A 14,373-nucleotide genomic window follows, 5' to 3' on the forward strand; every position below is an offset into this window, starting at 1 on the left:
TTCGCCGATGGATGACTACCAGGCTCTGCTCGACCGTATGAAGGCGGCGCAGCGCGACCTCCTGACCGCCGCCGCCAAGGCCAATACGCTTCCTTCCGATGGCGCGCTGCGGAAGATCGCAGATCTCGAAGTCGCCATCGGCGCGGTGGAGCACCTGCTCGACGAGGACGACGAGGCTTAACGCCTCGGAGGCGCGCCGCTCCCGATCTAAAGATTTCGTGAAGATTTGGGGCCCCGCGGGAACGCGGCGGCCCTTTCGTACGTTCTGACGGCAATCAACACATCACGCTGAGCGCCGCCGATGTTCTATGTTCTCGAAACCGCCAAGACATCGAATGCGCGCTCGATAGACGTCGGAGTTCGTTCGGTCGATACGTTCTCGATGACCCCGGCGCGGCCAGATGAAATCGTCGACTATGCGGAGGCGGACATCGATTTCGTGGATGATTCGATGCTGAACACTGCGCCGCACAATCCGATCGAACGTCAGCTTTTGACAGGCGACATGATTGGTCTTGCGCTGATGTCCGGCGCGATCATCTGGAGCGCCATGGGTGCGATCGCCTGACGGCGAGCGGTCTCAGAGGGGGCAGCTTGAGGGTTCTCTACGTCGACGACGAGGCCGATATACGCGACATCGTGGGAATGTCGCTCGCGCTCGATCCCGACATCACCGTCGAGACGGCGTCATCCGGCGCGGAAGCATTGACCGCCGTGCAGGCGCAGCTTCCAGACGTGATCCTCCTCGACGTCATGATGCCCGATATGGACGGTCCGACGACGCTGTTTCGGCTGAGGGAGCGCAAGGATTCGCGGGACGTTCCGGTGATTTTCATGACGGCGCGGACGCAGGGGCATGAGATCGAACGGTTCAAGACGTTCGGAGCGCTTGGCGTGATCGCCAAGCCCTTCGACCCGATCACTCTGGCTTCGGACCTCAAGGCCCTGCTTGCGCGGGCGTCGCGCGGATGAACGCTCCGAACGCGCGCGGCCCATCGCCCACATCAAGCGATCTGTCGACCTTCAGGGTCGCGACGTCGATCACCGACACCGCGTTCGAGAACCAGTTGGCCACGTAGATCTTCGTCTCGTCCGCTGACGCCTCCACCCCTTCGGGGTATTCGCCGACCGGAATCGTGGCGAGCGTCTTGAGGGTGGAGACGTCGAACACGGAAACGCTTTCGTCGTACTGGTTGCTCACGAACGCCTTGCCAGCGGCGAGGCCGACGACATACGGCCGCTCGCCGACCTTCACGACCCCCACCACCTTTTGCGTCGCCAGGTCGATCACCGACACGTCGTTGCTTGCGACGTTCGCCGTGTAGGCGCGTCGACCGTCCCGGTCGATCGTGACGCCGAACGGTCGCTGACCGACGGGAATCGTGGCGACGCGTTTCAGCGTCCTCAGATCGACGAGCGACACCTGATCGGAGTCGCGGTCCGCCGACAGCAGCGTCGCGCCGTCCGGCGTCACGGCAAGACCCGAGGGCGACGCGCCGACCTCGACGCGCGCGGTCACAGCCCGCGCGGCGGGATCGACGACGAGAACGTGCTTGGCGTACCAGTCCGCCACATAGACCGGCGTGCCGCTGGGATGAACCGACACGCCCAGCGGGCCGCCTTCAAGCGCAATGCGGTCGATCACCGTCCTCGCCGCAGCGTCGATCACCGTGAGCGACTTGCCCTCAGGACTGGTGACGTAGACGCGCGCGCCGTCTGCGCTCACGGCGACGCCGGCCGGCTTCCCCCCGATCGGGATCGTCGCGACCGCCTTGCCGGCGGCAAGGTCGAGCACCGTGAGGTCGTCGCCGGTCTGGTTCGTGACGAAGGCCTCGTCGGCGCAGGCGGCGCCTGCGACGACGAGGCTGAGCGCGACGAGCGCCGCGCGCATCGGAGGGATCAGCTTCCCTTCTCGACCTTCTCCTTCACCGATGCGAGACCGGCCTGGTAGAGCTCGTTCACGGCCTTGATCGCGGCCTCGTCGGAGAGCTCCGGCGGCGGATCGTTGTTCGGGAAGCCGCGGTAGAACGCGCCCTGCCACGTCACCGTCGACTTGTCGCCCTCGCCCTTGACCGAGATGTGCGAGGAATAGTTGCTGACGGGCAGCACTTTCACGTCCACCTCGGTGATCCGGTAGGCGTAGGTCTTCGCGTCGGCGTCGTACTTCGTCAGCTGCTCCTTGACGGTCGCGCCGCCCTTGAGCGTCAGCGTACGGGTCGCGTCCTTGTCGTTGCCGCCCGCGCCCTCGGTCTTCTCGACCGGCGGGAGCCAGCTCATGTCCTGAAAGTTGCCGATGACGGTCCAGACCTTGTCCGGGGCCGCGTTGATCTCGATCGACTGGGTGGTCTTCTGCCGCGTCGGGCCATGAGCCTCGGCTGCGCCGGCGAAGCCGACCAACAGCGCCGCCGCTGCGGCGACCAAGTGAAATTTCATGCGTGTGCTTCCTTCCGGTGATCGGTCTTCCGCGCGGAGCGTCGTCGGAGACCTGTTGGGCCCGAGGGCCAGCGGGGGCAGTGAACCAAAGGCGCGAGGCCGGATAAAGGCCTGACGCCTCGTCTCTTCGCCGCACCCTGGCAGAGCTAGAACCGGTAGCCGATCCCGATCTGCGCGCCGCGCTCGTCGAGCGCGTCGCGCGCCGAAGGCGTGGCGAAGACAGCCGCGTAGATCGTCAGGGCCGCGGTCAGTTCAAGCAGCGCGGCCGCTTGAACCTTGTGGATGCGCTGCTTCAGCGCATAGGGCCCGTCCCAACGGCCTTGGCCGAAGACGTTGAAGCTCTGCGCCAGAAGCAACCAGCGCGGCGCGGGGCGGACGCCGAGCGTCACGTCGACCCGCACCTCATTCGCGGGATCGCCGCTTCGGGTGCGGTAGCCCACCTGCACGTCCACGAACGCCGGCCGCGCGAAAGCGTCGAAACTGCGGGCCACGAGAAGACGCATGTCGACCTGGTCGTCCGTCTCGCCGATCGCGGCGAGGCCCTCCGAGCGCTTCGCGCCGGCGATCACGACCCCGCCCTGCGCAGAGACGATCCAGGCGCCGGGTTCGGCGAGCCGGACGCGCGCGCCAAGCTCCGTGCGGCCGAGACCGCGTCTCTGGGAGCGTTCGGCGCCCGAAACCGTGATCCGCTCGAGGGCGCCGGCGCCGAAGACGGTGAGACCGTCCGCCAAGCCGTGCTCGGCGTAGAGCTGAAAGTCCTGCTTCCTCAGCCGATCGCGCGCCTTGAGCCGCCCGCGTCCGTCGAAGTAATGGTCGCCGGACGTCACATAGGCCGTGGCGAACAGCTTGGTCTCGCCCTTCTCGAGGGTAAACGCGCCAGCGCACGCCGCGCCCTGCGTCGCCGCAAGCACAGCAGCGGCCGTAGCCCATCGCACCGCCAAGGTCATCGCCGCCCCCGCCGCAGGGCCACGATTTTGCCGCAATACGACTTAAACGCGCAACACCTGATTCGCGTTGCACGCCGCAGGAGCTGTCAGTCGTCTGGCGTTCGAAGCTTCTGTCTCAGATCTTCTGCGGTCGGCGATTCGCCCCGCTCGATCGACGCTTCCAGGACGCGAGCCTCGGCTCCAAGGTCGTGAAGGCCAAGCGTCGCCGCCGTTCCGGCGATGGTGTGGAGGCCGCGCTGAAGTGCGATGCGGGCCTCGTCGTCGCCCGCAGCGGCGGCGGCGGCGAGGTTACCAAGCTCGGCCAACTTGTCTTCGAAACTCACGAGAAACCGCGCCCTCACCGCTTCGACGGCGGCCGTGATTTTCGCGCGGCGCTCGGCCTCGCCGTCCGCCACAGCGCCTAATAGTCCCATTCCACGGCGACGCCGGCGGAGGCGTCGCCGCTCGCGCCCGTCTCGCCCTGGACCTTCACGTTCTTCGTCACGTCGATATCGACGGTGACGCGGCTCGAGTCCGGGCTCGTGCCCTGCCGGACGCCCAGATAGATGTTGTCGGAGATGTAGCGGCCGACGCCGACAGCCGGCCCGCCGCCCTGCCCGTCGCCCGCCGTGACGTCGAGCACATCCACGCCGAGGCTTTTGCGCACGCTGTCGAGAGCGCCGGAGCCCCCGCCGCCGGTGTATTGGGCGAGCCCCTGCGCAAGCTGAAGCGCCTCGCTCGCGTTCAGCTCGCCCGCCGATTTCTTGAACAGCAGGCGCGCCAGCACCTCGTCGGTCGGCAGCGCCGGTTGGGAGGTGAAGGCGATCTGCGGCCGCGACGCCGTTCCGGTCACCACGACCTGGGCGGTGATGTCCCGCGCCTTGGTCTCTGCGAGGAAGTCGAGGGTCGGGTCGAGGTCGCCCGCGAACGACACCGAACCGCGGGTGAAGGTCAGTCGCTGGCCGATGACCACGATCTGCCCACGGCCCGAGCGCAGCTCGAAGGCGCCGACCGGCTGCGGATTGGCGGAGGTTCCGGCCAATTTAATCGAACCGCCGGCTTCCGACGTGATGCCCATGCCGCGGATGAAGATGCGGTCGTTGGCCTGGACGTCGATGTCGAGGGTGGCGAGGAAACCGTCCTCCGACCGCGCCGTCTTCTGGCCGACGTTCACCGCCTTGAGCTGCGACGTCACGCGGGCGGGCGCGCCGCGGTGCTTCACGCCCTCGAGCGGCGTGTACTGCGCCGGGAGCCGATCCGGGATCTGGATCTCCACCGACCGCGCCCGGATGTTGCCGGACACCACGGGCCTGCGGGCGAGCGCTCCCTGGAGCGTGAGGTTGCTGTCGATCACCGCCGTGACGATGTCGGTGCCCACCACCTCGGCGTTCTGCGCCTGGATGCGGATTTCACCGGGGAAGCCGCGGCCGGGGTCGACCGCCACCCGGCCCGAACCCGAGATCGTGCCGCCGTTGCGCGTCGTGGCGCGCAGGCTCCGAACCTCGACGTTGGTCCCGTTGCCGGCGACGACAGCCTGGATGCCGCGGAGCTGAAGGCCCGAAGCCCGGTTGGAGTAGGACGCGTTCTCGAGCCGCGCCGTGCCGTCGATCGCGGGCGCCGACGTCGAGCCGCCGACCTTGACGTCGAAGCTCGCGGCGCCATCGACGCGGTCGCCGGACACCGACAGCGTGTCGTTGAGGAACGCGAGCGGCGCACGCCCGACGACGCGGAGGTCGAGGTTGCCCTGGCCCAGCGGGGCCGAGCCGTTCGCCGTGACCCGAAGCCCGCCGGCGCCGGTGACGACCGTGTCCGTGACCACGCGCACGCCCTCGAGCCGTCCCTTGCTGTCGATCTGCGCGGCCGGCACGCCGGCGCCGCGCGTCTGGGCGGTCGAGAGGTTCGAGACCTTCAGCGTGTAGGTCCCGCGCGGCGCCGCAATGGGCCCCGAAACCTTGGCGTCGCCCTGCAGCGTGCCCTGCGCGCCGAGGCCGGGCGAGAAGCCATTCGCGAGCGCCAGCGGAACGCTGCGGAGCTCCACCGTCATGTCGAGATCGCCTGCGCCGACCGGAGCCGCGCCGCGAGCCGTCAGCCGCAGCCCGCCGCCGCCGGTCACTTCGGTGTTGGTGGTGACCCGGTTGCCTTCGAGCTCGCCCTTGGTCGCCATCTGCAGCGCCGGCACGCCCTTGGCTTGAGCAGCCGTGAGGCCAGTGATCTTGAAGTCATAGCCGCCGCGCGGCGCGGAGACGGGGCCCGTGACCTTGGCGCCGCCCTGCAGCCGGCCGGCGAGACCCAGCTCCGGCATGAAGGCGTTCGCCAGCGACAGCGGCAGTTCGGCGATGGCGATGTCCATGTCGAGCGGCCCGGCGCCGATGGATGCGAAGCCCTTCGCCGTCGCCCGAACGCCGCCGCCGCCGGTGATCACCGTGTCGGTGGTGACGCGAACGCCCTGGAGTTCGCCCTTCGTCTCGATCACGACCGCAGGCACGCCCTTCGCCCGCGACGAGGTGAAGCCGTCGATCTTGGCGGCGTAGGTCCCGCGGGGCGCCGCGACCGGACCGGTCACCTTGGCGTCGCCGTTCAGCTGGCCGGCAAGACCAAAACCCTCGACGAAGCCGTTGGCGAGCTTCAGCGGCAGGGCGCGGATCGCGACGTCCATGTCGAGATCGCCGTCGGCGATCGGCGCGGAACCAACGGCGGTGAGCCGCAGCCCGCCGGGGCCGGTCACAGTGGTGTCGGTCGTCACCCGGTCGCCGGCGTAACGCCCCTTGGTCGCGACCGTCAGCGCGCCGACGTCGGCCGCCCGAGTCTGGGCCACCGAGAGGTCGCGCATCGTCACGTCGAAGTCGGCCACCGGCGCCGTCGCCGGGCCGGTGACCTTGGCGGTCGCCCCCAGCGCGCCGCGTACGCCGAGGTCCGGCGCGAAGGCGTTGGCGAGGGCAAGCGGCAGGTCGCGGATCGCGACGGAGAGGTCGAGCGTCTGGCCCGCCTTTCCGGAGAGATCCAAGGCGCCGCCCTGCCCCGCCTTCAGCGCGAAGGCGTCGATGAACACGTCCGACCCGACAAGCCGCACCTTGGCGGGGCCTGCGAGGCTCGCGTCCTGGCCGCCGCCTTTCAGATTCAGCTTCGACAGGTCGATGCGGGTCTCAGCCGGCGCATAGACCACGCGCCCGGCCGCGGAGGCCGCGGCGCCGAGCGCCGTCACGTCGGCCGTCACGTCCATGCCGTCAGGCGCGCCGTTCGCCTTGACCGCGAGCCGCTCGATGACCTGGCCACCGGCGGCGATCCCGGATCCGTTGATGACGCCGTCGACGGTGATCTTGCCGGTGGGATCGAGCACGGTGGCCGCCACGTCGATCTTGCCGACGCGAGCGCCCGGCGCGGCGATGTCCGCGCCATTGGCCGTCACCACGGCTTTCTGCACGCCGTTTTCAACGGAAAGCCCGATGTCCGCGGACAGCCCGCCGCCGAGTTCCGTCAACGCCAGCGCGCCGACCTCCGCGAGGTCGGGCGCGGCGATCGTCACCCGGCCGATCGCGAGACCCGCAGGGGTGACGGAGACGCCGCCCTTCACGCTCGCCGTCGCGACGACGAGGTCCACATCCTCGAGCCTGCGTGCGCCGTCGGCCTCGGTCACGAGCCGCGCCTGGCCCCGGACCGGCTTGCCGTCGAGCGAGCCGCCGAGACGCACCACGCCGCCGACCGCGTCAGTCACGTCCGTCGCGTCGACGTCGACGGTGAGATCCTTGATGACCCGGTCCATCGCCCGTCCATCGGGAACGGCGAGCTTCGCCGTCACGGCGAGATCGTCGAGCCGGCCCGTGAGCTTGCCGTCGAGCGTGGCGCGGCCGGCCGCGCGCGGATCGACGAGGTTGAGATCCTCGACCTCGGCGCGGAAGGTGACGTCCGCGTCCTGCAGCGTCGCGGAGCCGTCGGCCGAGAGCGCGACATGCTTGCCGGTGACCTTCAACCCATTGAACGCGAACGAGCCGTTCTCGGCGCGCGTCACGCCGCCGGTGATCGCGAGATCGCCGCCGGTCAGCGCGTCGACCTGCTCGACGCCGACTTTGAGGCCCTTGCCGCCGCCGTTCGCCGCGACCGCGAGACGCGACAGGTCGAAGGCCACGTCCACATCCGCGGCGAGGTTGGCGGAGCCCGCCAATGTGCGCCCCGCAAGCGCGGACAGCGGGGAGAGATCGGCGGCCGCAAGAGTGGCCTTTCCCTTCGCCATTTGGCCTGAGACGGCGCCGACGTAGGACGCCTTGATGTCGCCCAGCGCGACGTCCGCCTTCGCGATGTCGGCTGCGCCCGCGACGGTCGCGACCAGATCGAACGCGGCCGTCAGGTCCCGCCCCGCTCCTGCGAGCAACCGGTCGTCGGCGAAGGTGACGCTCTTGGCGTCGACTGTCGCCTTGGCCGCGATCCGGGTCGCCTCGTCCGTCAGAGGCCCATTCGGTTTCGCGTCGAGCGTGATGTGCGCCGTGGCCGCGCCGCCCTGGGTCGCGTTCAGGCCCGTTCCGTCCACGGTCGCGACCACATGAGGGTGCGTGAACGGCCCGTTCGCGGACCCCACGGCGGAAAGCGCGCCCCAGGCGATCCCCGGCGGCAGCAGAGCGGCGAAACGCGAGGCGTCTCCGGCCTTGAGGTCATAGGTGACGTCAAGGGTTTTCGCGGTCAGGTCGACAGCGCCCTTGGCGGCGAGGCGCGCGGCCGGCAGGTCGAACACCGCGTCGGCGATGCGGATAGGCCCCTGGTCGGGCACGAACGCGTCGATGTTGGCCGTTGTCGGACCATCCACGAGCGCGGCGTAGGCGGGCGGCGCGATGCGTCCGACATCGCCGTCGAGCGAGAGTTTGACCCGCCGACCGTCGCCCTCGCCCGCGAGCTCCACCACGGCGTCGAGCCGGCCGCGGTCTCCCGCAGTCAGCGCCGCCTGCACGCGCAGCGCGTCGAGCGTGCCGCCGCCTTCAATCCCGATGTCCATCGGGGGCTGGCCGGGCATGTCGGCCAGTCGCGCGATCAGGCCGCCGGCGGGCTCGCCGCCGCGGATCGAGATCTGGAACCGCTCGGTCTGCGGCGCGAAGCTGGCCGAGCCGTTGATCCGACCCGCAACGCCGTCGATGCGACGCACGTCGAAGCGGGCGTCGACGCCCTCGCGGGGGTCCCGCAGCGAGGCGGACATCTCGGCCGCGAGCCGCGCGGGCACGCCCATGAGCGCCTCCGCGAGATTGAGATCGTCGACCGCAAGGCGCTTCAGCTCGATCTCGACGGGCAAGTCGGGGATCAGCGGCGCGTCGGGATCGGAAACCGGCTCGGGCTCGGTCGAGGCCGGCAGGTTCGGCGCGCGCGCGACATCCACGCGACCGAGCTCCAACGCCTCGACTTGCACCTTGCGCGAAAACAGCGCGAGCGGGGCCCAGGCCAGACGGACACGGTCTATCGTCAGCCACACGCCGTCGCGGTCGGCCAGAGCGAGATCGCGGACCGTAAGGTCGTCGGGAAACGATCCCTCGATCTTGCCGATCGCGATCTTCGAGTCCGCCGAGCTTCCGTAGGTCTGGGCGAGGTTCGCGATCGTCGCGAGGCCGGTCTCGGTGCGGGCGAACAGGAACAGCCCTGCGACGAGAACCACCGGGATCATCAAAAGAACGACGAGGACGATCAGCGCGCGCTTCAGAATGGCCATTGGATTCCGTTCGCATGCCGCCGCCCTGAATCGCCTCGCGGCGCAAGGTGGGCGGACTGTTCGTCCATTGAGCCTGCGTTGATCCCTGATGTACAGGGATACCGCCTGCCCAGGCTTCGGTTCGTCAGAACGACTGTCCGACGCTTACGTAGAACGCGACCAGCGGATCGTTCTTCGTCTTGCCCATGATCGGCGTCGCCACGTCGAATCGAATGGGACCGATCGCCGTGTAATAGCGCAGGCCGACGCCCGCGCCGACGCGGATGTCCTCGCCGAAATCCGGATAGGTCTTGTCGAAGGCCGCGCCCGCGTCGACGAAGGGCACCACGCCGATGGTGTCCGTGATCTTGATCCGCATCTCGGCGGAGGCCTCGAGCAGGCTCCGACCGCCGACCGGCGTGTCCTTCTTGCAGTCGAGAGCCCGCTTCGGCGTCGGTTGCGACGAGTCGCAATGCGGGCTCGCGCTCTGGTAGGCGAAGCCGCGGATCGAACCGCCGCCACCGGCGAAGAAGCGCCGGTTCGCCGGCACGTCCTCGATCGCGCTCGGCCCGATGACCGAACCAAAGCCAATTCGGCCCGCCGCGATGAACCGGGCATCCTCGTCCAGCTTCTGGTAGGCCGAGATCTGCCCCTTGATGATGTTCAGCGAGGGCGCGTCGCCGGTCGTGTTGAAGTAGGGCGCGGCCGTCAGGGTCGCCCGGAAGCCCTCGGTCGGGTCGAGCTTGCTGTCGGTGTTGTCGAAGGTCGCCCCGAGAGGAAGGCCGACGAGGAGAAAATCCTTCTCGCCGAAGGTGTCCCGGATCGTGGAGGCTTCGACCTCGAGGCCCGCCTGGATCGACAGATCGCTCGAAAGCCGCCGGCGGATGGCGACCGCCCCGCGGACGCCGTCGCGCCAATAGGCGTCGGGACGCTCGCGCATCGCCTCGACCTCGGCCAGAAGATCGTCGAATCCGCCCCAGATTCCGGGTTTTTCGAACGAGGTCTTGACCGCGTACTCGTAGTCCTGCGGGTCGTTGCTGATCAGGCGCGAGGCGCTCGCCTCGACGCGCAGCTTCTCTGCGCCGCCGAACAGGTTGCGGTGTCCCCAGTAGGCGCTGACGCTCGCTCCGTCGGTGGTGCTGTATTTGGCTGCGGCGCCGACGTAGCGGAACTTCTTCTCCTCGACGTCGATCATCACCGGCACGCGGCCCTGGGCGTCCGGCTCCGTTCCCTCTTTCACCCGGATCGAGGAGAACACATCGAGCTTGGCGAGCTCGTCCCTCAGCTCGACCATTTTCTCCGGGTCGTAGCGATCGCCGGGCTCGAACGGCACGCGACCGCGAACGACAGCCGGATCGACGTCCTTCGTGCCGTTCACCGAGACCTCGCCGAACGGAGAGCGCGGCCCGGCGGCGACGTCGATGGTCACGTCGAGCTTCTTGACCGCGTGGTCGGCGGTCACCTCGCGGTTCGCGACCTTGGCGAAGGGATAGCCGTCGCGTCGCAACTGGTCGACAATCTTGGCTTCGGCGCCGAAGACCGCCGACGAGGGCGCAGGCGCGCCCGGCGCCAGGCCGACCTTGGCCGGCTCGACGCGCGGCAGCGTCGTCGAGCGTTCCGCATTGCGGATCGCGACCCGACCGATCGTGAACACCGGACCCGGATCGACCTTGATCACCACCGGAACCAGTCGCCGCGACCGCTGCGCCACGTCCGGCGCGCTGGTCGTCGTCACGGACACGCCCGCGATGGTCACGTCGACGATTGCGCCATAACGGCCCGTGGCCATCAGCGCGGCGGCGAGCCGCTCTATGTCAACCTTGGCGCGCCCGACGAGGCCGGCGGCGCCCGGAGGGGAATCCTTCTGCAGCGACTTGAGGGTCGACGTGTCGTCAACGATCTTCTGAACTGCGGCGTCGTCGCCGACGACCGACACGGTGGTGACGTAGGAAACGCCGGCGACGGCGGACGCCGCGCCGGAGGTGGCGGCGGGCGGCGCATCCTGCTGGGCGTGCGCCATTCCTCCCGCGCACAGCGCGGCCGCAGCCGCGCCGACCCACAACGACCGACGCACGCCAGAGGGCTTTCGTTTACGCAACGCTCGAATCCCACACCATCCTGCGCATCTCCCCTCGGATACCACTCATATTCCGTTAACGGGCGGGGCGACACGTACGCAACCCTATGTGGAGCTTTAAAGCCGCTCGTCGAGCAGACGCCGGCAGGCCTCGAGTTCGGCGAGCGCCGTCCGCAGCCGCTGCGTGTGGTCCTCCGGCAGAGCGAACGCCGGGCGCTCCGGAGACGGCTCACCTCGAGATTCTAATCGATCAGGAGCCGCGGCGGACGCGGGCGGCGTCGCCTGAGCGATAGGCGCAGGCTCCGACGATGGCCGACGCTGCGGCGCCCAAAGCTCCGGACCGGATTGCAGACCCAGCAGACCGATTGAGGCTTCGGCCTCCGCGGCCCGATCGGCGCGAACCTCGGCCAGATCCTGATCCGCGGCTTCCGGCGCGGGCGCGCCGCCGTCCGCATAGGCCGCGACCTTCCGGCCGCCCTGCTCTCTCAGGATCCGCTGGACGCCCCGGATCGTGTAGCCCTCGCCGTAGAGCAGGTGCTTGATGCCGGTGAGGAGGTCCACGTCGTTGGGACGGTAATAACGACGCCCGCCGCCGCGCTTGATCGGCTTGATCTGCGGGAAGCGCGTCTCCCAGAAGCGAAGCACGTGCTGGGGAACGCCAAGCTCTTCGGCGACCTCACTGATCGTGCGGAAGGCTTCCGGGCCCTTCTCCACAGCTCACCTCTTTCTCGTCAGGCCGCGCCGTTCGCCTTGGCTTTCGAACGCGACTTGGGCTTGGCGGCGTCGCCGCCGCCATTGATGCGATCCTTCAGAATGTTCGACGGCTTGAACACCATGACCCGCCGGGGCGGGATCGGGACCTCTTGGCCGCTTTTCGGGTTCCGTCCGACGCGCTGCCCCTTGCCGCGCACCACGAACGAGCCGAACGACGACAGCTTCACCGTCTCGCCGCGCTCGAGGCAGTCCCCGATCTCAGCCAGCACCATTTCGACCAGAGACGCCGATTCGGTCCGGGACAGTCCCACCTTCTGGTAGACCGCCTCGCACAGATCAGCGCGCGTCACAGTGCGCCCTGTCATCACTCGCTTCCCCCGGATGGCCGCCCGCCCTCTCGCTTTCGGCGAGAGGCCATTGAGGCTAAAGGCTATTCAGCGCGGGAGCGATGGTCAACGTGCGCAGCTCGTTCGTTCGTCGCACGCTCACCAACGCACAAGGGCGGATCCCCACGTGAAACCGCCTCCCATCGCCTCGAGCAGTACGAGGTCGCCCTGCTTAATGCGGCCGTCGGCCCGCGCCTCCGCGAGCGCCAGCGGGATCGAGGCGGCCGAGGTGTTTCCGTGGTGGTCGACGGTCAGGACCACCTTCTCCGGCGCGATGTGAAGCTTCTGAGCGCTGGCGTCGATGATCCGGCGGTTGGCCTGATGGGGAACGAACCAGTCTATGCTTTCCGCGGTTTCGCCGGTCGCCGCGAAAGCGTCCTCGATCACGTCGGTGATCATGCCCACGGCGTGACGGAACACCTCCCGGCCCTCCATCCGCAGATGGCCGACCGTGCCGGTGGACGACGGACCGCCGTCGACGAACAGCTTGCTCTTGTGGCGCCCGTCCGAGCGCAGATGGGTCGTCAGCACGCCGCGGTCGCTGCTTTCGCCCGGCTGCTCCTGGGCTTCGAGAACCACGGCGCCCGCGCCGTCGCCGAACAGCACGCAGGTGCCGCGGTCGGTCCAATCGAGAATGCGCGAGAACGTTTCCGAGCCGATGACCAGCGCGCGCTTGTGCTGGCCCGAGATCAGGAACTTGTCGGCCGTCGCGAGCGCATAGAGGAACCCCGAACAGACCGCCTGCACGTCGAACGCAAAGCCGTGCGTGATGCCGAGCGCCGCCTGCACGGTGGTGGCGGTCGCCGGAAAGGTGTTGTCCGGAGTCGCCGTCGCGAGGACGATGAGGTCGATCTCCGACGCCTCGACGCCGCCATCCGCGAGCGCCGCGCGCGCGGCGAAAACGGCGAGGTCCGACGTCATTTCGCCATGCGCGGCGATGTGACGTTGGCGGATGCCCGTGCGCTGAACGATCCACTCGTCCGAGGTGTCGACCGTCTTCGCCAGATCGGCGTTCGTGAGCACATCCGAGGGCAGATACGCCCCACAACCACGCACCACGGACCGAATGCGGCTCACGACTCCGCCCCCGCGAGAGACGCCGGCGACGGCGGCGGCGCGTCGGCCCCCTGATCGTGAAGCAGTCCCTGCCGGATCTTCGTCATCAAATCGTACCGCACCATTTCGTACCCGACCTCGACCGCGGAGGCGAAACCTTCGGCGTCGGTCCCGCCGTGGCTCTTGATCACCACGCCGTCGAGTCCGAGAAACACGCCGCCGTTCACCTTCCGGGGATCCATCTTTTCCTTGAGCGTGTCGAAGGCCCCGCGCGCAAGCAGGTAGCCCAGCTTGGACAGCCATGTGCGGCCCATGGCCGAGCGCAGATATTCCGCAATCTGCCGCGCCGTCCCCTCGGCCGTCTTGAGCGCGATGTTGCCGGAAAAGCCCTCCGTCACCACGACGTCGACCGTGCCCTTGCCGAGGTCGTCGCCCTCGACGAAGCCGCGGAAGTCGAGCGCGGGAAAATCCTCCTCGCGCAGGATGCGGGCGGCCTCCTTCACCTGCTCGACGCCCTTGATCTCCTCCACGCCGACGTTGAGCAACGCGACGGTCGGCCGATCGAGGTCGAACAGGATCCGCGCCATGGCGGAGCCCATCACCGCGAAGTCGACGAGCTGGCGAGCGTCGGCGCCGATGGTCGCTCCGACGTCGAGCACGATGCTCTCGCCTCGGAGCGTCGGCCAGATCGCGGCGATGGCCGGGCGTTCGACGTCCGCCATCATCCGGAGACAGAATCGGGACATGGCCATCAGCGCGCCGGTGTTGCCGGCCGAGACCACGGCGTCGGAGCGATGCGTCTTCACCGCGTCGAGCGCCAGCCACATCGAGGATTTCCAGCGCCCCTTGCGAAGCGCGACGCTCGGCTTGTCGTCCATGCGGACGGCGACGTCGGTGTGCAGGATCTCGCAGCGCCCGGCGAGCCGCGGCTCGGCGTCGACAAGCGGACGGATCTTCGCCTCGTCGCCCACGAACAGGAACGTCATGTCCGGTTTGCGGGCGAGCGCGAGCGCGGCGCCCGGCACGACGACGGAGGGGCCATGGTCGCCGCCCATGGCGTCGAGGGCGAGGCGGACTGTGTCGGTCATGGGGCGCAGAAGACGAGATCTTTCAGCGGGC

General features: G+C 68.9%; 13 protein-coding genes. 3 read left to right on the plus strand and 10 right to left on the minus strand.

Annotated elements, in window-relative coordinates:
- Positions 1 to 7: 7 nt before the first annotated feature.
- The 3 genes from JOD31_RS01495 to JOD31_RS01505 all read left to right on the plus strand — a co-directional run bounded on the left by JOD31_RS01495 (position 8) and on the right by JOD31_RS01505 (position 972).
- Positions 8 to 181 (plus strand): hypothetical protein, encoded by a 174-nt coding sequence (locus tag JOD31_RS01495; protein ID WP_204948552.1) that lies wholly within the window; start codon positions 8 to 10, stop codon positions 179 to 181.
- 120 nt (positions 182 to 301) lie between these two features.
- Complete coding sequence (locus JOD31_RS01500) at positions 302 to 568, plus strand: hypothetical protein (protein ID WP_204948553.1); 267 nt, start codon at positions 302 to 304, stop codon at positions 566 to 568.
- Between the two features lie 26 nt (positions 569 to 594).
- Positions 595 to 972 (plus strand): response regulator, encoded by a 378-nt coding sequence (locus JOD31_RS01505; RefSeq protein WP_204948554.1) that lies wholly within the window; start codon positions 595 to 597, stop codon positions 970 to 972.
- Here the strand turns inward: JOD31_RS01505 and JOD31_RS01510 are convergent.
- The 10 genes from JOD31_RS01510 to plsX form a co-directional block, all read right to left on the minus strand.
- Positions 938 to 1,891: a YVTN family beta-propeller repeat protein gene (locus tag JOD31_RS01510; RefSeq protein WP_204948555.1), complete on the minus strand. Its 954-nt coding sequence runs from the start codon at positions 1,889 to 1,891 to the stop codon at positions 938 to 940. The two genes, JOD31_RS01505 and JOD31_RS01510, sit on opposite strands and share 35 nt — an antisense overlap.
- 8 nt (positions 1,892 to 1,899) lie before the next feature.
- Positions 1,900 to 2,433, minus strand: coding sequence for an SRPBCC family protein (locus tag JOD31_RS01515; RefSeq protein WP_204948556.1), 534 nt, complete (start codon positions 2,431 to 2,433; stop codon positions 1,900 to 1,902).
- Positions 2,434 to 2,579: 146 nt separating this feature from the next.
- Positions 2,580 to 3,368, minus strand: a complete 789-nt coding sequence (locus JOD31_RS01520; RefSeq protein ID WP_246482297.1) for a hypothetical protein — start codon at positions 3,366 to 3,368, stop codon at positions 2,580 to 2,582.
- 98 nt (positions 3,369 to 3,466) lie between these two features.
- On the minus strand, positions 3,467 to 3,775 hold the full coding sequence (locus JOD31_RS01525) for an Hpt domain-containing protein (protein ID WP_204948557.1): 309 nt from the start codon (positions 3,773 to 3,775) through the stop codon (positions 3,467 to 3,469).
- Between the two features lie 5 nt (positions 3,776 to 3,780).
- Complete coding sequence (locus tag JOD31_RS01530) at positions 3,781 to 9,042, minus strand: translocation/assembly module TamB domain-containing protein (protein WP_204948558.1); 5,262 nt, start codon at positions 9,040 to 9,042, stop codon at positions 3,781 to 3,783.
- 124 nt (positions 9,043 to 9,166) lie between these two features.
- On the minus strand, positions 9,167 to 11,041 hold the full coding sequence (locus JOD31_RS01535) for an autotransporter assembly complex protein TamA (RefSeq protein ID WP_204948559.1): 1,875 nt from the start codon (positions 11,039 to 11,041) through the stop codon (positions 9,167 to 9,169).
- A gap of 174 nt (positions 11,042 to 11,215) precedes the next feature.
- Positions 11,216 to 11,812 carry a MerR family transcriptional regulator gene (locus JOD31_RS01540; RefSeq protein ID WP_204948560.1) on the minus strand — a complete coding sequence of 199 codons (597 nt, stop codon included), beginning with the start codon at positions 11,810 to 11,812 and terminating at the stop codon, positions 11,216 to 11,218.
- 17 nt (positions 11,813 to 11,829) lie between these two features.
- Entirely contained in the window at positions 11,830 to 12,177 is a 348-nt protein-coding gene (locus JOD31_RS01545) for an integration host factor subunit alpha (protein ID WP_204948561.1), read from the minus strand.
- Positions 12,178 to 12,297: 120 nt separating this feature from the next.
- On the minus strand, positions 12,298 to 13,275 hold the full coding sequence (locus JOD31_RS01550; RefSeq protein ID WP_271206145.1) for a beta-ketoacyl-ACP synthase III: 978 nt from the start codon (positions 13,273 to 13,275) through the stop codon (positions 12,298 to 12,300).
- Complete coding sequence (gene plsX, locus JOD31_RS01555) at positions 13,272 to 14,342, minus strand: phosphate acyltransferase PlsX (protein ID WP_204948562.1); 1,071 nt, start codon at positions 14,340 to 14,342, stop codon at positions 13,272 to 13,274. Before plsX ends, JOD31_RS01550 begins: the two co-directional genes overlap by 4 nt.
- Positions 14,343 to 14,373 lie beyond the last annotated feature (31 nt).

The sequence above is a fragment of the Methylopila capsulata genome (genome assembly GCF_016907975.1).
Classification (GTDB): Bacteria; Pseudomonadota; Alphaproteobacteria; order Rhizobiales; family Methylopilaceae; genus Methylopila; species Methylopila capsulata.